Annotated in this window: 10 protein-coding genes; 2 read left to right on the top strand and 8 right to left on the bottom strand. The window is 62.5% G+C overall.

Annotated features, from left to right (window positions below):
• Nucleotides 1-59: 59 nt before the first annotated feature.
• The 7 genes from RAD15_RS00610 to nac all read right to left on the bottom strand — a co-directional run bounded on the left by RAD15_RS00610 (nt 60) and on the right by nac (nt 5,754).
• On the bottom strand, nt 60-854 hold the full coding sequence (locus RAD15_RS00610) for a LamB/YcsF family protein (protein ID WP_458173355.1): 795 nt from the start codon (nt 852-854) through the stop codon (nt 60-62).
• Nucleotides 851-1,270, bottom strand: a complete 420-nt coding sequence (locus RAD15_RS00605) for an acetyl-CoA carboxylase biotin carboxyl carrier protein (RefSeq protein WP_458173353.1) — start codon at nt 1,268-1,270, stop codon at nt 851-853. The genes RAD15_RS00610 and RAD15_RS00605 overlap by 4 nt, the downstream gene beginning before the upstream one ends.
• A complete protein-coding gene (locus tag RAD15_RS00600) occupies nt 1,267-2,253 on the bottom strand; it encodes a 5-oxoprolinase subunit C family protein (protein ID WP_458173351.1) in 987 nt (328 codons plus the stop codon). The genes RAD15_RS00605 and RAD15_RS00600 overlap by 4 nt, the downstream gene beginning before the upstream one ends.
• The gene (gene pxpB, locus RAD15_RS00595) at nt 2,250-2,909 is read right to left on the bottom strand and encodes a 5-oxoprolinase subunit PxpB (protein ID WP_458173349.1); all 660 of its coding nucleotides are present in this window, start codon (nt 2,907-2,909) and stop codon (nt 2,250-2,252) included. Before pxpB ends, RAD15_RS00600 begins: the two co-directional genes overlap by 4 nt.
• Nucleotides 2,906-4,258, bottom strand: a complete 1,353-nt coding sequence (gene accC / locus RAD15_RS00590) for an acetyl-CoA carboxylase biotin carboxylase subunit (protein WP_458173347.1) — start codon at nt 4,256-4,258, stop codon at nt 2,906-2,908. The genes pxpB and accC overlap by 4 nt, the downstream gene beginning before the upstream one ends.
• 4 nt (nt 4,259-4,262) lie before the next feature.
• Complete coding sequence (locus RAD15_RS00585; RefSeq protein ID WP_458173345.1) at nt 4,263-4,703, bottom strand: acetyl-CoA carboxylase biotin carboxyl carrier protein; 441 nt, start codon at nt 4,701-4,703, stop codon at nt 4,263-4,265.
• Between the two features lie 112 nt (nt 4,704-4,815).
• On the bottom strand, nt 4,816-5,754 hold the full coding sequence (gene nac / locus RAD15_RS00580; protein ID WP_458173343.1) for a nitrogen assimilation transcriptional regulator NAC: 939 nt from the start codon (nt 5,752-5,754) through the stop codon (nt 4,816-4,818).
• Nucleotides 5,755-5,895: 141 nt separating this feature from the next.
• On the opposite strand from nac, the gene RAD15_RS00575 reads away from it, so the two are divergent.
• The gene (locus RAD15_RS00575) at nt 5,896-7,104 is read left to right on the top strand and encodes an aspartate transaminase (RefSeq protein ID WP_458173341.1); all 1,209 of its coding nucleotides are present in this window, start codon (nt 5,896-5,898) and stop codon (nt 7,102-7,104) included.
• 21 nt (nt 7,105-7,125) lie between these two features.
• On the top strand, nt 7,126-7,791 hold the full coding sequence (locus RAD15_RS00570; RefSeq protein WP_458173339.1) for an RraA family protein: 666 nt from the start codon (nt 7,126-7,128) through the stop codon (nt 7,789-7,791).
• Between the two features lie 800 nt (nt 7,792-8,591).
• Here RAD15_RS00570 and RAD15_RS00565 read toward each other — a convergent pair.
• Entirely contained in the window at nt 8,592-23,390 is a 14,799-nt protein-coding gene (locus tag RAD15_RS00565) for an Ig-like domain-containing protein (protein WP_458173337.1), read from the bottom strand.
• Nucleotides 23,391-23,655 lie beyond the last annotated feature (265 nt).

Genomic DNA, 23,655 nt, shown 5'->3' with positions numbered 1-23,655 from the left:
CTAAACGATCGCGCAACTTCCCCGCCAAGACGGATTAACTGTGGCGGGATAAGGTCCCCTTATGATCCCCCGCCCGCTCCGCCGGAGCCCGCCACAAGCCTGGAAACCGGCACGATCTCGCCGCCGGCGGCCTCGATCGAGGCCCGAATCCCTCGGGCCAGCTCGACGGCGCCCTGGGTATCCCCATGCAGCAGGATCGATTTGACCGGCATGGCGAGCGCCTTTCCGCTGGCGGAAATGACCACTCCGTCACGCAGCAGACGTTCGACGCGCTCGGCGACCGCCCCGGCATCGTGAATGACCGCGCCGGGCTTTGCCCGAGACACCAGCAGGCCCTCGTCGTCATAGGCCCGGTCAGCCAGGAACGTCGTGGCAACCCTGATACCGCACTGCGCCGCCGCACCCTCGATGGCGCGGCTGCTCGAGGAAACGATCAGGAGATTGGGATCGAACGCGGCGACCGCGCGAACCAGGGGCCGGGCAAGGTCGGCGTCCGCGGCAGCCATGTTGCCCAGCGCGCCGTGAAAGCTCATATGCGTGACGCGATGTCCGACGGCCCGCGCGATGCCGTCGAGCGCGCCGAGCTGGTACGTGACCATGGCGGCGAGCTCGGCGGTGTCGATCTGCATCACGCGCCGGCCGAATCCTTGACGGTCCGGAAACCCGACATGAGCCCCAAGGTCGACGCCGCGCGCCCTGGCGCGCTCCGCCGTGCGCTGCATGATCAGCGGATCGCCGGCATGAAAGCCGCACGCGACATTGGCCGAAGACACGAGGTTGAGAAGCGCCTCGTCGTTGCCCATCGGCCATGGACCAAAACCTTCGCCCATATCGGCGTTGAGATCGATCTTCATGATGTCTCACCTTCGATCGGCTGTAGTACGAACAGCGGCGTGCCGTAGCCAACGATCGTGCCGTGCGCGACCAGCACATCGGTCACCGTTCCTGCCCGGGGCGCGGGCACGGCTAGAAGCAGAGGCCCGATTTGCAGGAAGCCGAGAGGGTCACCAGCCCGGACATCGGCGGCGGCCAAAGCGATTGCGCGTTCGTGAAGCGGGTGACCATCGAGAAAGATGCCCGGCGATGGAGCGCGGACAGTCATCGACGGCGCGTCGACGGACGGCGATTCCTCGCCTTCAACGACACGTACCGACGCGCCATCGTTCACCAGGCGCAACGTGGCGCTCGGACCGCGCAGCTCGAGCAGCGCGAGATCGGCGTCCTTGAGCCAGGCGCTTAACTTGTCGACGTGATCGAGAGGATTGCTCATCGGCCTCCCCCTTCGCCGCAGTGAAGTTCGACGAGACGACGTGCGTTTGCGAGCCAGCGGTGGATATCCGCCGAGGCGCCCAGCGCTTCGGCCCAGCTACAGCGGATGAAGCGAACGCTGCTCCCGATCGGAGCCTGGCCGAGACGCCAGAGGTCTGCCTCGATCACCGTGCCGATTTTGGGATAGCCGCCGGAGGGCTGTGCATCGCGCATCTGGACGATGGGCTGGCCGCCATGAGGCACCTGAATGACGCCGGGCACGATGCCATGCGAGCGCAATTCCAGCGGACGCAGCGGGTTGAGCTCACGGCCGGCAAGCCTGTAGCCGTAGCGATCGCTCTGCGCGGTGATTTTCCAGGCCGTCGACCACAATGCATCGTGCGATGAATTGGTGAAGCAGTCGTACTCGGCGGCCGGTAACACGCGAACGGCGGGCACGCCGTCGGCCTCAAGCGGGAGCGCTAGCCCGGGCGGGACCAGACCGAAGCCGGGAGCGGCCCGGCCATTCGAACGGCCGGTCGGCAGTTCATCGCCATCGCGGAGCGGCCGCCCCTCGTGGCCGCCAAACGAGCCTCTCAACTGCGTGCTGCGCGAGCCGAGCACGGCCGGCACGTCAATGCCATTCGCGACGCACAGATAGGCGCGGGTCGCGCGCCATGTCGTCTGCTTGGGAAGCGAAAGCGACAGCACCTGCCCCGCTTCGGCGCGATGCGCCCACCACGGCAGTACCGGCGTCTCGTCAATCCTTCCCGCACAATCGGCGCCGGTGACGGCAAAAACAGTCGAGCGCTCGAAACGAACCTTGAAAGGAAAAACCGGGACCTCAACGGCCGCGGCGTTCTCCTCGTTGCGCAGCAGGATATTGCCTCCGGCAAGCGCGAGCGGATCCATGGCGCCCGATGTCCCGACGCCAAGATTGAGCCCACCGGTACGGCCGAGATCCTGGACCGTCGCAAGCGCGCCTGCTGACAAAACCTTGATCATCGCAGCACCCGGACAACCTTGAAGCGGATGCTGTCGCCCGGCTGAAGCAGCGCGGGCGGGCTGCGATTCACATCGAAGAATGCGACCTGTGTGCTGCCGATCGTGTTCCATCCGCTGGGCCCGTCGGAGGCAGACACGCCGGTCTGACTACCGCCGATCGACACGGCTCCACCCGGAATCTTCAGCACCGGCACCTTGCGACGCGGGGTCGCGATGCGCACATCCATGCCGCCGAGGTAGCAGTAGCCGGGGTGACTTCCAAGCGCGAACACGGTGTAGGTTGGCGCGCTGTGGCGTTCGACGATCTCATCGACACTCATGCCGGTGTGTTCGATGACATCGGCCATATGCGGCCCGGCTTCGCCGCCATAGGCGACGGGCAGATCGATGCAGCGACCGCCGAACGGAAGCGGCTCGACGACGTTCCAGAGTTCGATGAGCCTTTGTTCGATCTCTTCCGGTCGTCGCGGCGGCTCGACAAAGGCCAGCATGAGGTTGTTCATGCCTGGCACAGCCTCGCGCACGCCGGGAAATCCGGCAGCCTCGCGCGCCATGGCCCAGATCCGCCGCTGCGTTTCGAGCGTGGTCTCGCCGGGCGCCTCAAACAGCAGGGCCGTCGTCCCGAGCAGGCTTGTGCGAGGCCGATCCGTCGTCATGGCTGCCCACTCCGGCGAAGTTTCGTCTCGAGATGGTGGATACTAACACCACCGCGGATAAAATCGGGATCGGCGACGAGGCGCCGGTGCAGCGGCAGGTTCGTTGCAATCCCCTCGATCCGAGCCTCGTCGAGCGCCACCCGCAGCCGCGCCAACGCCTCGTCGCGCGTCGCGCCGTGAACGATAAGCTTGCCGAGCAGCGAGTCGTAATAGGACGACACGCGGTAACCGGCACTCGCGTGACTGTCGATGCGCACGCCGGGTCCGCCCGGCATCTGCCAGGTATCAATCACGCCGGGTGAAGGCACGAAGCTGTCGGGGTCTTCGGCATTGATGCGACATTCGAAGGCATGACCGCGACAGGCGATGTCGCCCTGCCTGAACGGCAGCCTTTCACCCTGCGCCACACGAATCTGAGCCTCGACAAGATCGATCCCGGTGGTCATCTCGGTGACGGGATGTTCTACCTGAAGTCGCGTATTCATCTCGATGAAGTAGAACGCGCTGTCTTCGACCAGAAATTCGAAAGTGCCGACGCCACGATAGCCGATCTGCCGGCAAGCCTCCGCACAGCGCTCGCCGATTTCGCTCATCATTGCATCTCCGATCTGTGGGGCCGGCGCCTCCTCAATCACCTTCTGATGTCGCCGCTGTAGCGAGCAATCGCGACTGCCGAGCCAGACCGCGTCACCGTGCGTATCGGCGATCACCTGGATTTCGACGTGGCGCGGGCGGCCCAGGAATTTCTCGACGTAGATTTCGCTGTTGCCGAATGCCCGCCGCGCCTCTTCCCGGGTCAGGAGCAGCGCGTCGCGCAAGCCGCTCTCGCTCTCTACCATCCGCATGCCGCGACCGCCGCCGCCGCCGGCGGCCTTCAGGATCACGGGATAGCCAATCTCGCGCGCCGCCGCGCGCACGACATCAACATCCTCGGTCAGGGCTGCATCGGGACCGGGGACGCACGGAACGCCCGCCGCTCTCATGGCGCGCTTGGCCGCGATCTTGTCACCCATGACGCGCATGCTCGCGGCGGTCGGACCGATGAATGTCAGGCCCGCAGCCTCAATTTGCTCGGCAAAGCCGGCATTTTCGGACAAAAATCCGTAGCCGGGATGGATCGACTCGGCTCCGCTGACCTCAGCCGCAAACAAGATCGCCTTCTGGTTCAAGTAGCTCTGCCCCGCCGCGGCGGGCCCGATACACAGAGCCTGGTCGGCATGACGCACATACGGCGTCTCCCGATCGGCCTCGGAATGGACCACGATCGTTCGCAGCCCGAGACGCCGGCACGTCCGCTGGATGCGCAGAGCGATCTCTCCCCGATTGGCTATGAGCACCGATTCAAACATGGGGTCACGCGAACCGTATAAGTTCTTGGCCGGCCTCGACTTCCTGACCGGACGCAACGAGGATCGCCGACACCGTGCCGTCCTGTTCGGCGCGAACCTCGTGGAACATCTTCATCGCCTCGATGACACAGAGTGGCGTTCCGGCCGTCACAGCCTGTCCTACCGAAACGAAGACGGGCGCATCCGGCGACGGTTGCAGATGGACAATTCCGAACAAGGGCGCTGCGACATTCGCCTCTCTCTTCGGCGCTGCATCGGGTTCGGCACGAGCTGGCCGCTGTCTGGCGTGTGTGGATGGGACGGTCTTGGCTGGTGCCCGAACCATATCGTCCGGTTGCGCCCGACGAACCAGCCTGAGCGACCAGCCGCCTTCGCTGAAGTCCATCTCGTTCAGATCAGACGCAGCCATCGCATCGATCAAGGTCTTGATCCGGTCCAAATCCATGTCTCGCCGCCCATACGGGATCGTGGCCCTGCACGCGCAACGCCGGCCTCGACGCTAGCGCTATCGATTCCTGCCGACCAAGACGGATTGGCTTTGCCCCTATAAGGGAGCGCTATGACGGCTTTTGAGACCGCTCTTCGTGCGCAACGAGGTTTCCCGGCAGGCCGGCCACAAGCTCCAGCAGGATTTCCTTGATCGCCTGTGCCGGCTCGGAGAGCGGCAAATGATCGGACTGGCACAGCGCCAGCGGCGCCTCGATCACCGGATCGATGATGCACGATTGCCAGGCATCGCAGGACGATACGACCTGCCGCGCCATCGATTCGGGCAGGATAGTGGCGCCAAGCCCGTCGGAAATCACGGCCGTCAGGGTGCTGGCGGATTCGATTTCCGCCACGACCTTCGGCACCTTGCCGATGGCCGCGAAAGCGTCGTTCACCATCTTGCGGACGACATTGTAGGGACGCGCAAGGTAAAGGTCGGTGTCAACGAGCATCGCGAGCGGCACTTCGGCCGGCGGTGCCACCATGCTCCCACGGCCGACGAGGTAAAGCGGCTCTCGCAGCAGCGGCTGGAATGCGAGGCCGTGGACGGCGGTCTTGCCGCCGTAGAGAACCGCCAGGTCCATTCGGCCATTCATCACGAGCTCGGAAAGCGTGGTGCCATACGTCTCGTTCAAATAGAGCAAAATGCCGGGGTGCCGCGCCCGCACCGCGCGCAGCAACGGCAGGGCCAGCCCTGCCGCGGCAGTCCCCGGCGCGAGTCCCACGGCCACGGCGCCGGAGATGTTCTTCGCGGCCGCATTCATGTCGGCGCGCGCCTGGTCGCATTGCCGGAGGATGAGCTGGGCGTGGCGATACAGCACCTTGCCGGCCTCGGTCGGCACCACGCCACTCTTGGTGCGCACGAGAAGCTGCTGACGCACTTCGCCTTCGAGAGTTGCGAGCTGTTGACTGAGCGCCGGCTGCGCCACATGCAGCACATCGGCGGCTTGCGTCAGGCTGCCGACGTCGACGATCTTCACAAAGTACTGCAGTCGCCTGAGATTCACGTCGTCTCCTCAGACTGCCTTCTGCTCCAGACCGGAGCAGAGCATCCATAAGATATGCCTATCAGGCCAGATTGAACTCGTGTTGGCCAGCGCCCGGCTCTGTCTCTAGCGTCGCACCTCGCTTAGCCAGGGTCAATCACTATGAACCATCCTCGTATTTCCGCACGCGTGAGGCGCATCAAGCCCTCGCCCAGCTCGGCGGCGGCCGATCGGGCAACTGCGCTGAAGCGGGAGGGCAAGAACATCGTCAGCCTCGTCGTCGGCGAGCCGGATTTCGACACGCCTGCGAACATTCGCGCCGCGGCCTCAAAGGCAATGGACAAGGGCGCTACCCGCTACACGATGTTGCCGGGTTCCGTCGATCTGCGCCAGGCGATTGCCGCGAAGCTGAAGCGCGAGAACAATCTCGTCTACTCCCCCTCCGACATCATCGTCACCAACGGTTGCAAGAGCGGCATCTATAGCGCGCTGGAGGCGACGATCGAGCCCGGCGACGAGGTGATCATCCCGGCTCCCTACTGGGTGTCGTACCCCGATATGGTGATCGCCTGCGACGGCGTTCCGAAGCTTGTCGCGTGCCCGGAAAGCCAGGGCTTCAAGATCTCGCCGGCGCAACTCGAAGCTGCGATCTCGGACAAGACGCGATGGCTGATCATCAACTCGCCGTCGAATCCGACGGGCGCCAGCTACTCGGCGGCGGAATATCGCAAGCTGGCCGACATTCTCGCACGGCATCCCCACGTGCTGGTCATGACGGACGACATCTATGAACACATCCGCTTCGATGGTCGCGCAACGCCGCACCTGCTGAACGCTGCGCCCGAGCTGGCGGAGCGTGTGCTTGCGGTCAACGGCGTGTCGAAGACCTACGCGATGACCGGCTGGCGGATCGGCTGGATCGCCGGGCCCTCCGATCTGATCGGTGCGCTGAACACGCTGCTGTCGCAGGCGGCCGGCAACGCCTGCTCGATCAGCCAGGCCGCCGCTGTCGAAGCGCTCAACGGCGATCAGAGCTTCGTTTCCGAAAGCGTCGCGATTTACCGTACCCGCCGCGAGCGCATGCTGACGCGCATCAACCAGATCGAGGGCCTGAGCTGCCTGCCGCCCGACGGCGCATTCTATCTCTACGTCAATTGCGCTGGCTTGATCGGTCGAAGCACTCCGGCGGGTGCGCGCCTCGAAACCGACAGCGACGTCGCGATGTACTTGCTCGAAAGCGTCGGCGTCGCCGTGGTTCAAGGCAGCGCCTACGGGTTGTCGCCGTACTTCCGCATCTCGATTGCCGCGTCGCTCGATGTGCTCGACGACGGCACCAACCGCATCGCTCACGCTGTTTCCGAACTCCGCTAACATCCCGATCGAAGGCATCTCATGTCAAACACCGGCATTGTAAAGAACCCCTCGGCTCCGCAAGTCGATCCCGCGATGATCGCAAAACTGCGGACCATCGCGGTCGCCCTGCTCAGCGATCAGCTGCACCGCAATTGCGGCAGCGTCGGGCTAATCCCCTATCACTCGCCGGCACCGATGGTGGGCACTGCGGTGACGGTGAAGACGCGCGGCGGCGACAACCTCGCCATCCTGCGCGCCTACGACTTCTGTCGTCCCGGTGACGTGATGGTTGTCGATGCCGGCGGTGATATCTCCAACGCACTGGTCGGCGGCATCATGACACTCGGCGCAGCCTCGCTCGGGCTTGCCGGCATGGTGCTCGACGGCGCCATTCGCGACGTTGCGGAGATTCGTCAGCGCACTTTTCCTGTGTACGCGCGCGGCGTGACCCATCGTGGTCCATACAAGGATGGTCCCGGAGCGATCAATGTCCCGATCACCGTCGGCGGTATGCCCGTGAACGCGGGCGACATCGTCGTAGGCGATCAGGACGGCCTCCTCGCATTTCCACCGTCCCTGGCCGCAACGGTCATCGAGAAGGCATTGGCGCAGGAGCAAAAAGAGCACGGCACGATCCACGCGATCCGCGAGGGCCGATGGGATCGCGCCTTCGTCGATGCGCTCGAGGCGCGTTGCGCGAACTGAGCGCTACGCGCTATTGTGCCTTCCCAGCGGGGGCAACAGTTTGAGTCGTCCCCTTGAGTGCCCCTCGCTTTCCCAGTTTCAGCACTAGCCCAGCTCAGAAACCACTCCACACATTGGGCGTGATGAGATTCCTCTTGATCTCGCGGCGCACACGTCCTGCACCCGCCGCCCTCTAACTGGCTGAAAACCTTAACTCTCGCTCCAATCCATCATGGGGAAGTTTGAGCTAGCTCCAGCAACCGATGTCCAGTTAGATCCAATCAGAGACAGTATCGTTCCACCTCTGACAAGACAGAAGGCCGCCCGGCCCCGCATTGTCGCATCGAACGATCGGGGTGCGATGGATAGCTGAGCAGCGGCAGAGAGAGTGTCAGTCAATCCCTATTAAAAGATAAGGGATTTTCGACCTTTCTAGACCAAAACCCACCGCTTGAGCTACGGCTGGAAATGGGGTTTCGCTTCCGACAAGAGGCAATGAGGTTCCAAGAGCGACGCAACGATTGCGAGTCCACGATCTGCGAACCACCTCGCCTTCAGGAAGCGGTATCCGCAACAAGTTCGAGGTAGCCACGATGCAGGGTCTGCGGACATTTCTGACCATCCAGGAGAACCCGAATCATATTTGTTGTGTGAGCGAAGCCGAGCACCGTGCCAGTACGCCCTTCGAGGCCACGACTATATCTGCCGCGGGACTTCACGCGAAACCGGCTCCCGGTCGTCAGGTCCGGCAGTAGTTGATCGCTCGTGCAGCCGAGACGCGCGCCGACTGGCGGTATCAACACATGTTTCATGCGTCATCCTCATGCGTGGAAGATGAAGTCCGTCGCGTGCAGGTTCGTTGCAACGACGTTCTTGAGAAGGATAGAGTCATTCGCGTCCAGCGTGACGAGGGTGTCGTTCCCTACCTGAACCCCGGTGGGAACTGACGAAGCTGAAAGGCCGCTGAACTGGCGAACATCGAGCTTGTCGATCCCGATGGTAAAGTCGGTGACTGTGTGCGTAATCGGCGAGGCCGAGGCCGGCGCGAACAAGAACTGATCCTGCCCGGTGCCGCCGATCAGCACGTCTGAGGAGTTGGTCGCGAAGATCACGTCGTTGCCGGCCGTGCCTTGGAGGGCGATGTTCGGGCCGGTGCCGGCCTGGTTGAAGATGAAGTTCTCGGTCTGGGTCGCCCCGAAACCGTCCGTGACCGTCAGCGAAACCATGTCCGTCGCCGGCGGCGTGGCGCCCGGAAGATAGGTCACTCCGGATGCAAGGATGCCGTTGACGGTCGAAAGAGAACCGGAGCTCGTCGATACCGAAACGCTGCTTCCCGACGACGCACCTGCCGTCGTTGCGGCGATGCTGAACGTCTCGCTTCCCGCGTTCGAATCGGAATCCGTCACAAGCAGGCCCGTGATGGTCGTCGATCCGTCCGTATTGTTGTGCACCGTGCTGAATTGGGTGGTGACGATGACCGGCGCCTGGTGATTCCAGGCGACGTTTGTTCCGCCCTGCCCGTCGGATGTGACGGAGAAGCCCGTCGGATCATAATTGCCGACGAGAGCGAATGCGCCCGTCCCGAAGTTGACGATCAGCCCGCCGGAATTGGTGACGCTGACATTTGCTGGCGCGATCCCCACCAGATCGATCGTATCTCCGTAAGTAAAGCCCGTGACCGATCCGGTGAAATGAGCGGCGTCGCTGAGCACGAGCTTGCCTGGCGTCGCCGGCCCTGTATCGAAAGAGACGAGCATATCCGAAGCGGCGCTCAGCGCGAGCGTCGCATTGTGGATGATGGCCGCCCCTCCCCCCGTTACGGAAGCACCAATGGTGAGGCTGCCGGTCTCGACCGCAATCGTCCCGGTGTTGGTAAGGCCAGCGAGCCCCTGGATCGACGACGTGCCGGTGCTCTCGATCGTACCGGCGTTGGAGAACGTGCTCGTTCCGGTGAATATGCTCGCGCCGCTGAACTGCCAGTCTGCGCCAGCTTCGTTCGTGACGGTGGCATTGTAGGCGGCGACCACGCCGCTGATGAAGCCGTTGTTGTCGATCGTCGCGATGCCGGCTCCCGTCGTGATCGCTTCCAGGCCGGCAGCTCCGCCAATGATCGATCCCGCATTGCTGACGCTGACGTCACCCCCGTTGTAGCCGAGTGCGGCGACGCCGTAGCGGCCGGCCATGATGTCGGCATCGGATTCGACGGTGATCGAGATATCGCCGGTCCCGTAGTTGACGCCGCGGATGCCGTCGGTCCCTGTCGGCGCGACGATGGTTGCGTGATCGTCGATGAAGACTGAGCCGAACACTTGACTGTTGGCAGTACTGAGATTGTTGGGGTTGTAACCCGCCAGAATGCCGGCGGCGGGATCGCCTGCGGCGTTGGCGGTCGGAATCGTGCCGGAGTTGATCGTGCCGTTGGCGATCACCGAGACCACCGACGTTTCAGGCACGATAATCGTTGGATTGGCCGGATCGGCCGTCGTCGCCTTGTTCAGCGCGGCGATACCCGAGCCGCCCGAATTGATGAGGGTTGACGCCATGGTCGAGACATAGACGCTGCCGGGCCCATAGCTCTGCGCAAGAATGCCCAGGCCCGAGCCATTCGGCGGACTGACACCACCAAGCGCAGTGATCGACGCGCCGAAATTGGTCACGTAAACGTCGCCGGTCCCGTAAGTATAGGCCTGAATCCCGTTGCCGGCTGCAGCGATGATCGTCGCGAAATTGCCAACGACCACATCGCCATGGACACTGTAGTTCGCGGGATTGGTCGAGCCGGGATTCGTGGTCTGGCCGACATAGCCCGCGAGGATACCAGCCGGTTGACCGCCAAATCCAGTCAGGGCCGTCCCGGAATTGATCGCGCCGGCAGCGGTCACGACCACGGAGGTGCTGGTAGAGGTTGTCGAGGCCTCGCTGACTGCGTTGATGCCGGCGCCCGCGGCGTTGATGACGTCGCCAGCGGACGTGATAACCGAGATACTGCCGTTGCTCGTGCTCAAGGCCAGGATGCCGTACGTGGTCGCGGACGCCAGCGTCGTATTGGCGTAGACATTAACCGCGATGTCGCCAGTTCCCGCACCTTCGGAATGGGCGTCGATGGCCTGCGCGACGGCGCTAATGTTGGCGCCGCTGGCGACGTTCACGGTGATGTTGCCGTTGCCGTAATTGTACGCGTTGATACCGATGCCGGCATCGGCGGTGATGCTTGCAGCATTGTTGATGATCACCGCGCCGCTGACGTTGAGGTTTGCCGTCGAATTCAGGCCCCCTAAGAAACCCGCGGAGATACCCGCCGGCTGATTGCCGCTGTTGTTCAGCGTCGTTCGGGAGTGAATGGTTCCGCCGGTCGTCACCGCGACGACGGCTCCTACACCCACTGCGATCGAAGTTGCCTCGTTGACCGCGTTGATGCCGGTGCTACCGGACTGGATGTTATCGCCGCTGCCTGTCGTGACGATGATATTGCCGGCCCCGAGGTTCACCGCGCCGATGCCATACGGCGCAATACCGCCGGACGACGCGCCCGTGGCCGCCGTCAGCGCCTGAACGGACACATTGGCCCCGAGGGTCACCGTCACACTGCCGATGCCGTAATTGTAGGCGCTGATGCCGTAACCAGCGGCCGCGGTGACGACGCCGTTGGCGCTGGTGCCGTCGCCGTAAACGCCGACGAAGACGTCACCATACACGTTGGGATTATAGACGCCTGCGTTGCTCGGGTTGTAGCCCGCCTGAATGGCGGACGGCGCGCTGCCGGAATTGTTGTTATTGGCGCCGGAGTTGATGACGCCTTCGGCAATCAGGGTGACGGTGCTGCCCGAGCCCTGAGCAATTGCCGTAGCCTGGTTGCCGATATTAATGCCGGTGCCGCCAGATTGGATTTTCGAGCCCCATCCGGTGGTCACCGTCGAGCTGCCGGCGCCGTAGTTGAAGGCATAGATGCCGTATTGAGTGAAGCCGGACGCAGTCGTGCCTGCTGCCGTCGCCTGGATCTGGGCACCTGATCCGAGCGACACCGTCGTGTTGCCCGCACCGTAGTTGAAAGCAAAAATGCCGGAGCCGGTCGTGGCGGTTATGTTGGCCCGGTCTTCGACATAGACATTCCCGGTGGTGCTGGAGCCGGTGAACGACGTACCGCCGTTGTTCAGAATTCCGGCCCTGATGCCAGCAGAGCCATTGGCGGGACCGATGGTCGCATCGCCGGACCCGATCGCGGCGGTGCCGGAGGTGATGGCCGATTCATTGAAAATCGTGATCGACCCGGTGGCGCCCGCAATACCCTGCTCCTGCGCCAGGATTCCTGCGCTTCCCGAGTTGATGGTGTCGAACAAGGTCGTGATGCCAATGTCGCCGGACGACGTCTGCGCATAGAGTCCGTACGAACTGGTGCTCGTCAGGCTCGCGCCGCCACCGAGAAGGATGTTGACCTTTCCAGTGGTCGCCAGCGCAGCGATCGCATATTTGGCGCCGCTGACGGCACCAAAGTCGCTCACATCTGTATTTCCGCTGCCGGAGCTGGCGCTGATGCCAGTGCCGCCGCTCGTAACCGTTCCTGCGTTGACGATGCCGATATTGGCGCCCGTCGTCGTAACACCCACGCCGACACCAGCGCCCGTGACATTGATCGACGACGACTGGTTGACCACGACCAGATATGTGTTCGCGGCGCTCGCGTCTGTCGCGTTCACCACGAAGCCGGAACCGGGACCCACGATCGTATCGTGGTCGAGGATGTAAGAGAACGCGGGGCTCGATAGCAAGTGCTGGAGACCGTCGGAATACTGGACACTGGATGACGAAATCAACATCAGCTTGTCGGCGGCCAGGATGTCGAGCATGGCGCCGGATTGCACATTCGTGACGTTGTAGGAATAGCTCTGGCTTGAGCCCGTCACTGAAATCGTTCCGCTGCTCAGCGTCGCGTTCGAAATTCCGGCGTTCGCCAGAGCGATCACGTCGCCGACAGCCAGATGATCGATAGTAGAGGTGAAACTGGAAGAAGATGGGAGATCGATCGTAAGAAGCCCGTGACCGGACGCGAAGGATACGGTTTGTCCCGCCACTGTACCTGTAAACTCAAGCTCGGATCTGTCTCCGATTGTGATCGTGCCGTTCCCCGACACATTGCCGGAGATCTGCGCCGAAGCGTTGGGCGCGACATTGATGTTGCCAGAATTGGCCAGTGCCAAACTGCCGCCGGACGCCAGCACGGCAAATCCGAGCATGTTCATGATACCGGCGTTTGTGAGCGTCCCGGCGGTGCTGCCAATGGTGTTATAGCCATTCAGATACCAGGTCGCTCCGGTCGTATTGGTCAAGCTCGCGGTGCCGCCGAGCTGGACGTTGCCTGTCAGAACGCCGCCACTGTTGTTGCTGGCGCTGACGGTGCCGTTGGTCGAATACATTGCCAGCGCGTAGCTGTTGGTCGTCTTGGCGAACAGGCTCGCCGTGACGGTGCCCGAGTTGGCGAAGGTCGCGGTATGGGTGCTATTGGAGTTGTTGATCTGAACGACTTGATTGAACACCAGGCCGGAGCCAACGATGTTACCCGTGCTGGTATTGGTCACGGAGAGCGTACCATTGACACTGGAGCTGCCGTTGCCGGTTCCCGTGTTGATACCGGTCCCCAATGACGTGATCGAGCCGCTATTGATAAGCGTGACGCTGCCGCCGCCCTGGGCGAACGCATTGAGGCCGACAACTGGAGCCTTGATCACCGATCCTGACTGTACCGTCCCGCTCACATTGCCGGTGCCGAAATTGTAGAGGTTGAGACCCCAGCCGGCAGCCGCCGTGATCGCCGCCGAGGTATTGACGACGACGTCGCCGTGGATCGCCGGATTCAACTGCCCATTGCTGGTGCTGAAGCCGGCCGCAATGCCCGACGGACCATTAGCGTTCGAAAAGAAGTCATAGCCCGACTTGATTGTGCCAGCCGCCGTGACCGAAACCTGGGTCCCGGCCGCGGCGCTCGACGGCGCCGCATTCGCGTTGATACCGGTCCCGCCCGAGGTGATCTGGTCGCCGCTGCCGGTGGTGACGAAGATGCTTCCGCCGCTGGTATTTGTGGCCTGGACGCCAACAAGACCGTAGAGCGCGCCGGCCGTGATCACGGCATTGGCCTCGACATTCAGCGTCACCGTGGAGGGTGTGGCGCTTGCTCCACTCACATTCGATGCGGCCTGGATGCCGTACTGCGCACCCCAAACGGTCGTACCGGTCCGGTCGGTCAGCGTGACGCTGCCGTTCCCCCAATTGTAGGCGAGCAGCCCCCAACCGGCGAGCGCCGTCACGTTCGCGGAGTTGTCCAGCGTGACGGTGCCGCTAATATTGGTGTTCGACGTGCCGTTGCTGCCATAATAGCCGGCCGAGATGCCCTGCGGCTGACTGCCGCCGGCGGAGAGATGCTTCCCTGAGGTGATCGTGCCTGCAGAAGTGACGCTGACGCTCGACGCCGCCGAGCTGTCGATCGCAGTCGCCTGATTGATCGCCGTGATGCCATGCGAACCGGAGACAATATTTGTCCCGGCGCTCGTGACGACCGCAATCTTCCCGCTGCCATAGCTGACCGCGCTGATGCCGTATTCGTCCTTCGCGTTGATCGTGCCAGCGTGGTCGTTGATGGTGACGTTGCCGCTGCCGAAATTGTAGCCCCGGATACCGTCACCGAAGGCGGCGTTGATGTTGGCGTAATTGTCGATCGTGACGTCGCCGTAGACGTTGGCGTTGACGGTGTTGTTGACCCCGCCCTTGTAACCCGCGAGCACGCCCGCCGGCCGGTTGCTTGCGCCGGTGAGCGCCGTCCCCGAATTGATCGTGCCATTGGACGTCACCGACATCGAGCTGGTGATGACGCCACCAACCTTCGGGATCGCGGAGTCCTGATTGTACGCGTTGATGGCTGCGCTTGCGGACGTAATCGTACCAGTGGCGCCCGTCGTGATCGAAATATTGCCGGTCCCGGCAGACTGCGCTTCGATACCGTAGCGAGTCAGGCCCTTGATCGTGGCGCTTGTGCCCGTGGTGATGATTTCGTTGCCGTTACCGTAAGTTATGACGCGAATGCCGTCATATCCGCCCGTGATGTTGCCGATCTCGTTGACCGTGACGTCATTGTTGTTCGACGTATTCAGAATCGCAGCGGTGATGCCGCTGTACGCCGCCCCTACACCGGTGACACTACCTGCCCCGTTGATCAAGATGCTGCCGACGCCCGTCGCGCCCTCCTGGGCATAGATACCCCTGCCTGACAGACCGGTTATCGGTGCGGACGCCGTGATCGTAATGGACCCATATCCGTCCTGACGGACGGAGACGCCGTTCGCAGCTCCCGTGACCGATCCCGTCGGGTTCACAGTGATGTTCGCTGGATTGCTCGATGGAGCAGCTGTCGCATAAAGATTGATTGCGTCACCGCTGATCGTCGTCACGGTGCCGCTGCCGTTGATCACAACCGGGCCGTTCGCGATCGAGATCGCGTTCAGCGCTCCCGTAAGTCCGGACGCCCCGATCTGAAGCGTACCGCCGCTTCCCGTCACCTCGGCGACGATGGGCGCAGCACCCGAGACCGTGGCAGTCGCACCATTGCCCGCGACCACGACTGGCTGGTTCACGGTGGCTCCGACGTTACCGCTGTAATCCAAAACGCGCGCAGAATAAGTAAAATTCGATGTATGGGCTGACGTGTCGTAATAGATCCAATGCGTAGCGGTTAAATTGAGGACGGAGGTCCACGTGATGCCGTCAGTGCTGACCTGAACTTGGTCGCCGGCCTGAAGGACGCTGTTGGACCCGGATACGGTAATGATCGTGCTCATGGTCGCCCCTGCGACCGAGCCGATTGCGAGGGTCTCCGACGGCGCCGACGTGTCGATGGTGACGGCATGGGCGGTCGTGGTGCCAATATTGCCGGCGAGATCGACGATGCGGGCCAAGTAGGTGAAGCTTGACGCATGCGTCACCGGATCGTCATAGCTCCACGTCGTCGGCGTCGACTGCGTGGCATCTGCCCAGGAGGAACCGCCGTCGCTGGAGACCTGGATTTTCTCACCGGAGGCCAGAGTGCCGCTGGTACCTGATACCGTCAAGATCGTGTCGTTGGTCACGAAATCGCCCGGCGTGCCAGTGTCCTGACTGATCGCCGTAATCGCCAATACTTCGGCCGGTGGCGCGGTGTCGATCGTGATCGCCTGGCTCGCTGCGGTGCCGAAATTACCAGCGAGATCGATGATGCGCGCCTGGTAGATGAAATTGGCACTGTGCGTCACCAGGTCGGTGTAGGTCCAGGTCGTCGACGTCGACTGCGTGGCATCAAGCCAGGTCGTGCCGCCGTCGCTCGACACCTGGATCTTTTCGCCAGCGGCCAGCGAACCGTTGGTACCGAAGACCGTCAGTGTCGTATCGCTCGTGACGAAGTCGCTTGGTGTGCCGGTATCCGAACTGATCGCTGCAATCGCCAGCGCCTCCGCCGGCGCAGCAGTGTCGATGGTGACCGCGTGATTGGACGTGGTGCCGACATTGCCGGCGAGATCGATGATACGAGCCTGGTATGCGAAGCTGGAGCTATGCGTCACGAGGTCGGTGTAGGTCCAGGTCGTCGATGTCGATTGCGTGACGTCGGCCCAGGTCGTGCCACCGTCGCTCGAAACCTGGATCTTCTCGCCCGCGGCCAGCGCACCGCTGGTACCGGAGACAGTCAGCGAGGTGTCGCTGGTGACGAAGTCGCCAGGCGTTCCGGTATCCGAACTGATCGCCGCGATCGCCAGCGCCTCGGTTGGCGGCGTGTTGTCGATCGTGATCGCCTGGCTTGTCGTGGTGCCGATATTGCCCGCGAGATCGATGATGCGTGCCTGGTAGGCAAAGCTGGCGCTGTGCGTCGCCAGGTCGGTGTACGTCCAGGTCGTCGACGTCGATTGCGTGACGTCAACCCAGCTCGAGCCGCCATCGCTGCTGACCTGAATCTTCTCACCAGCCGCCAGCGCACCGTTGGTGCCGGAGACCGTCAGCGTCGTATCGCTGGTAATGAAATCACCGCCGGCTCCAGTGTCGGAACTGATCGCCGCAATCGCAAGTGCCTCGGCCGGCGCCGTGGTGTCGATCGTGATCGCCTGGCTTGTCGTGGTGCCGATATTGCCCGCGAGATCGATGATGCGTGCCTGGTAGGCAAAGCTGGCGCTGTGCGTCGCCAGGTCGGTGTACGTCCAGGTCGTCGACGTCGATTGCGTGACGTCAACCCAGCTCGAGCCGCCATCGCTGCTGACCTGAATCTTCTCACCAGCCGCCAGCGCACCGTTGGTGCCGGAGACCGTCAGCGTCGTATCGCTGGTGACGAAATCACCGGCTGTTCCCGTGTCCGAATTGATCGCCGTTATTGCCAGCGCCTCCGCCGGCGCGGAGGTGTCGATGTTGACCGCGTGACTTGCCGTGGTGCCGACATTGCCAGCAGTGTCGATGATGCGCGCCTGGTAGGTGAAGCTGACGCCGTGCGTCGCCAGATCGGTGTAGGTCCAGGTCGTCGATGTCGATTGCGTGACGTCGGCCCAGGTCGATCCGCCATCACTTGAAACCTGGATCTTCTCGCCAACGGCCAGCGCACCATTGGTGCCGGAAACCGTCAGCGTCGTGTCGTTCGTGATGAAGTCGCCGGGTGTGCCGGTATCCGAGTTGATCGCGGTAATCGCAAGCGTCTCGGTCGGCGCCGTGGTGTCGATCGTGATCGCCTGGCTGGCGGTGGTACCGCTATTGCCGGCGAGATCGATGATGCGAGCTAGATAGTTGAAGCTGGCGTTGTGCGTCGCCAGGTCGGTGCAGCTCCACGTCGTCGAGGTCGATTGCGTGACGTCAACCCAGCTCGTGCCGCCATCGCTTGATACCTGGATCTTCTCACCAGCCGCGAGCGCACCGTTGGTGCCGGAGACCGTCAGCGTCGTATCGCTGGTAATGAAATCACCGGGTGTCCCGGTGTCCGTGCTGATCGCCGTGATCGCCAGCGTCTCGGCCGGCGCAGTGGTATCCAGCGTGAAAGTCTGCGATACGCTACCCGTATTGCCGAACGTATCCGTCTGGCTCGCCACAATGGTATGAGACCCATCGGCGAGGCTGCTGGGCGTGAATGACCAATTTCCGCTCGCATCGGCCAGCACGGTGGTCCCGATCGCCGTGCCGTCGACGGTGAAGTGCACCACCGTGCTGGCGAGGCCCGTTCCGGTCAGGGCCGGATTCGAGGTGTTCTGGTCGATCGCAGACGAACCGGTATCAGATGTCAGATGTTCAGTCAGGACCGGACCGGTCGTGCTCAGCGTATAGACCACCGCATTGCTGGTGATGCTGTTGCCGGCGAGATCGCTCACCTTCGCCGTCAGCGAGTTGGCGCCGGTAGTCAGCGCGACCGGCGCGCTCCAGCTGCCATTGCCCTGCACGATGGCAGTCGTCACTGCGGTGCTGCCGTCATAAATGGTGACGGTGGCACCGGCATCCGCGACATCCACAAAGCCGGTGATGGTCTGATTCACCTGGTTGGTCGGGCCACCGGCATTGGAAATCGAGATGGTCGGCGCCGTGGTGTCGATCGTGACGAGCTGGCTCGCCGTCGTGCCGACATTGCCGGCGAGGTCTACGATACGCGTCTGGTACGTGAAGCTTCCGAGGTGGCTCGCCGAATCGACGTAGCTCCAGCTTGTCGACGTGGACTGGGTCGCGTCGACCCAGGTCGCCCCGCCATCGCTCGATATCTGGATTTTTTCGCCCGTGGCCAGCACGCCATTGCTGCCGGTGACGGTCAGGGACGTGTCGTTGGTGATGAAGTCCCCGGCCGTGCCGCTGTCGGTGCTGATCGCCGAGATCGCCAGCACCTCGGCTGGCGCAGTCGCGTCGATCGTGACCGCGTGGCTCGCCGTCGTCCCGACATTACCGGCGAGATCAACGATGCGGGTCTGATAGGTGAAGCTAGCGGCATGTGCCGCCGGATCGGCATAGCTCCACGTCGTCGATGTCGATTGCGTCGCGTCAGCCCAGGACGCGCCACCGTCGCTCGACACCTGGATCTTTTCGCCAGCGGCCAGCGCGCCGTTGGTCCCGGCGACCGTCAGCGTCGTTGCGCTGGTGACGAAGTCGCCCGCGGTGCCGGTGTCCGGGCTGATGGACGCGATCGCCAGCGCCTCCCCCGGCGCTGCGGTATCTACCGTGATCGCCTGACTGGACGTCGTGCCGATATTGCCTGCGAGGTCAATGATCCGCGCCAGATAAGTAAAGCTGGAGCCATGCGTCGTCGGATCGAGGTAACTCCAGGTCGTCGACGTCGATTGCGTCACATCTACCCAGGCCGCCCCGCCATCGCTCGAAAGCTGGATCTTTTCACCGGCGCTCAGAGCACCGTTGGTGCCGGAGACCGTCAACGTCGTGTCGCTGGTGACAAAGTCGCCGGGCGTGCCAGTATCTGTGCTTATCGCCGTGATCGCCGGCGCCCCCGCCGGCGCAGCCGTGTCGATCGTGATCGCCTGGCTCGCCGTGGTACCGATATTAGCGGCAAGGTCGACGATGCGGGCTTGGTAGACGAAACTGCTGCCATGCGTCGTTGGATCGAGATAGCTCCAACTCGTCGAGGTCGATTGCGTCACGTCGGCCCATGTCGTACCGCCGTCGCTGCTGACCTGGATTTTTTCGCCGGCGGCCAGCGCGCCGTTGGTCCCGGAGACCGTCAGCGTCATGTCGCTGGTAACGAAATCACCGGCTGTTCCAGTGTCAGAGCTGATCGCGTTTATCACCAGCGGTTCGGTCGGTGCGGACGTATCGATCGTGACCGCGTGGCTCGCTGTGGTCCCGACATTGCCGGCGAGATCGACGATACGGGTCTGATAGGTGAAGCTCGTGGCATGCGTCGCCGGATCGACGTAGGTCCACGTCGTCGATGTCGCTTGCGTCACGTCAGCCCAGGTCGTGCCGCCGTCGCTGCTGACCTGGATCTTTTCGTCAGCGGCCAGCGCACCGTTGGTGCCCGAAACTGTCAGCGTCGTGTCGCTGGTGATGAAATCGCCGGGCGCGCCACTGTCCGAGCTAATTGCGGTGATTGCCAGCGCCTCGGCGGGCGCCGCGGTATCGATTGTGATCGCCTGGCTCGCCGTGGTCCCGATATTACCGGCAAGGTCGACGATGCGGACCTGGTAGGTGAAACTGGCACCGTGCGACGTCAGATCCACGTAGCTCCAGCTCGTCGCGGTCGACTGCGTGACGTCGTTCCAGGTCGCCCCGCCGTTGCTGCTGACCTGGATCTTCTCGTCGGAAGCCAGGACGCCATTGGTGCCGGAAACCGTCAATGTCGTGTCGCTGGTGACGAAATCGCCCGGCGTGCCAGTATCCAAGCCGATCGCCGTGATCGCAAGCGCTTCCGATGGCGCCGTCGTATCCAGCGTTGCAACTATCGTATTGCTGGTTCCGGTGTTGCCCGCGACATCGATCGCCTGCGAGCTCAGGCTGTTGGCGCCCGCATGCAACGAAACGACCTTGGTCCAGCTGCCGTCGGCCTGCACGGTCGCCGTGCCGATCGACTGGCCATCATCGAAGACGGTCACGGTTGTCCCGACATCGGCAAGATCGAGCGTTCCGGTGAGGGTCAGCGATATCTGATTGGTAAATCCGCTCGCATTGGCGATCGAGAGGACCGGTGGCGTCGTGTCGATGACAACGGCCTGACTGGTCGCGTTGATCGCAGTGTCGCTGGAATCGACAACCCGCACCTGGTAGGTGAAGCTCACAGCATGCGTCAGCGGATCGGTGAAACTCCAGTCCGTCGCCGTGTCCTGAACGACGTCGGTCCACGTCACGCCATTGTCGCTGCTGAGCTGAATCTTCTCGCCGCTCGTCAGAGAGCCGTTCGTGCCGGAAACGGTCAGATGTGTACTGCTGGTGATGAAATCACCGACTACGCCGCTGTCCGGAGTGATCGCGGCAATGGCTAGGGGCAACGCGATGTTGAGACTTGCCGTCGAGCTGGCGCTCTTGATCGAGTCTGTTGTCGTGTAGCTGAACGCGATTTGACCGCTGAAACCGGCCACGGGCGTATATGTCCAGGTCTGACTGTCGATCTGGGACAGGTTGCCGCCGCCGCTCTGAAGCGAGAGCGCGGTGATGGACAGCGATGGTCCGTCGATGTCGACGACGCCTTTGAGCAGATCCGCCGCGGTGATCGTATACGCTGTATTCTGCTGCCCTTCAGACAGACTGACCGGCCTGGCCATCGGCGCAAAATCGGCGGCGCTGATGGTAGGCTGGACGCCATCGTGCACCGTCACGAAAACGGGAATTGTCAGGGTGCCGTCATGGGCAGAGAGCGTAATGATAAATTCCTGGGTCGCGTCCTGTCCGTAGGACAGCACAGCAAAGTCACTTTTGGCCTCGCTGAACGTCCAGTTGATGTGCCCCGAGGCATCGAAGCTTGCGTCGAAGTTCGACGTCGGCTGGCCGAATTGATCCGTCACGCCGATTTCGACGCCGGAATAGTCGCCAGTGACCGTGATCTGGCCACTTGTGGTCAAGATCGCAGGCGACTTCGACGTTTCGACAATGACCGCGGCACGCCCCGACGTCGGATCGGCGAAGTAAATGCTGCTGCTATCTCCGAATGCGACATACTGGCCGCCGGCGCTGATCGCCACGCCGTTGTACGACCCTGAGGTGCTTCCCTCGGACACGAGTTTGTAGACGGGCGAAGCAGGGTTCGTGACGTCCACGATGTAGATGTCGGCGAAATTGTTCTGGTCGCTCTGAGTCAGCTGCGCATCGCTCGTGAAGGCGATGAAATGGCCGTCGGGGCTCAAGACCGGGTAGTAGCTGCTGCCCGACGCGTTCGCGGTGTGGAAAACGACCGTGCCGGTGTCAAGATCGTAGAGGTAGATCTCCGAATGACCGGAGCTGTTCGTGCTTTGGTATGCGATCAGATGACCGTCCGCACTGACCGTCGGCGCGATCTGGCCGGCACCGGATGCCGTGCTGGCGATCTGGGTCAACTCTCCCGTCGCCAGGTTGTAGGTGTAGAGATGGCCGGAACCGCCCGGACCGCTCGAATCCGAGTTCCAGAAAGCAATGATATGGCCATCGGCGCTAAGGGCGGGCTTCCACACCGCACCTGCGCTGTTGACGGTCCGAGCCGCGATCGTCCCTTTCAGGTTGCCCTGCAGGTCATAGATTACGATGTTGCCCGCACCTTGTTCAGCGACGATGGTGCTGCCGTCGCCGCTTACTGCCGGAGCAGAACCCGAGCCAAGCTGAGTCTGAACGTGATAATGGGTCGTGTCGGACGGATCCGTCCCGTACACGAACACATAGGTGCCGCTCCCATTAGAGCCCTGATAGACGATGTAGCGTCCATCCAAGCTGATCGTGGGCAAACCATAGGTCCAGCCGCCTGCAGGAGAAGCGATGGTTGTCGTCGTGCTTGTCGTGTGATCGTAGTAGTAAATGACGCCGTCCGGATCGTAGACGAGGTCGCCATTCGCACTCATGACCGGGCCGGTATGATCTCCGGGGCCGGAGCTGATCACCGCCACAGTCTGCGGGGTCACGATAAACGGAAGCGAGGTGGTCTTGACCACGATCGACGGTGCGGCGACAAGCGGCGGCGGAGCCGCAGAATCCGCGGTCGTCGTAGCCTGCGTGACGTTCACGGTCGTCGTTGGCGTCGTGCTCGCAGTTTGTGTGGTCGTCGTCGCTGCGGGGGGATGATATTCCGTTCCGGGCGGATCCACGGGCGGACTTCCGGCAAACTTGGAGGTGGACTTCGGACTGGAATCGTTAGGGCTGGGCTGGTTCGTATTGTCGGTGTGTTGCGGCAGATTTGGCATGATCTGCTTGGCCGCGTCATAGGTGCTCAGGACCTGCTGGAAGGCATTGAATTCCTGGGCAACCTGAGCGGCCGTCTTGTCGGTCTGCTGCGCGATGACCTCGAACGTAGCAGTCGGCGTCAGTGTCAGCGACGCGCCATTACTTGTGACCGTCCCGATCAGCGTGCCGTTGTTGCCGAAGACCTGAACCGCATGCACCTGGCCATCGCGCTGGTCGATGACCGAGACCGAGACCGTTCCGTCGGTCGAGGAAACGCTGAGATTGACGGCGGTGCCGCGGATGCCGAGCGTGGCGGTCGGCGTCGCCACCTTCATGTCGCCCGACCTTGCCACTTGACCGGCGACGAAGCTCGCGGCGCCCTGCACGAGCGTCATCAACAAGCTGTTCGACGTGCTGTTCGCGTCGTAGGTCAATTCATTCAGCTGGAACCGAGAGCTCTCGGACAGATTGAACGTTGTGCCGTCGTCGAGCGCGAGGCCAAGCGTCGAACCGCTGCCGGTCTGCACCACGTCGTTCTGATTGACGGCATCACCGACATTCGCGACGATCGTGACGCCGTTGCGGACGATGCTGGCGCTGCCGGACAGCTTGACGATGTGGCCGATCACCTTAACCGCGGCACTCGGCGCGCCGGCTTGGGCATAGGCCGTGTGGCCGGTCAGTGCATCGACGACGTGAGACGGCAGTTGCGCACCATTGGGGGCAACCAGCTGCGGATGCGCGTGGCCCGTGAAATAGTTCGGGACGATGACGCGATGGAGTTCATCCGAGAGAATCAAGTCGAGGCCGACGCGCTGGAAATCTCCCGAAAAGAGAAGATGAGCGTCTGGAATGGTAATGATCGATGTCTGCGCTCGAAGTGTTAGTGCTTCGTCATTTGCCGAAACAGAAACATCTTGAGAGCTGGCAGGCAAAAAAATGTCCGCGCGATTCATTGTGACCCGCAAGCAAAATTAAAAGAATTGTTAAAAATCCTTTAAAATGTTGCATATTGTTCCTGCCTAGAAAAGGCCTCAAAGAAGGCCCCGGCCGAAAACCTTCAGT

The organism is Bradyrhizobium sp. 14AA, assembly GCF_054185205.1.
Note: the sequence above shows the minus strand (reverse complement) of the source record. Positions and strands in the feature narration are given on the sequence as shown.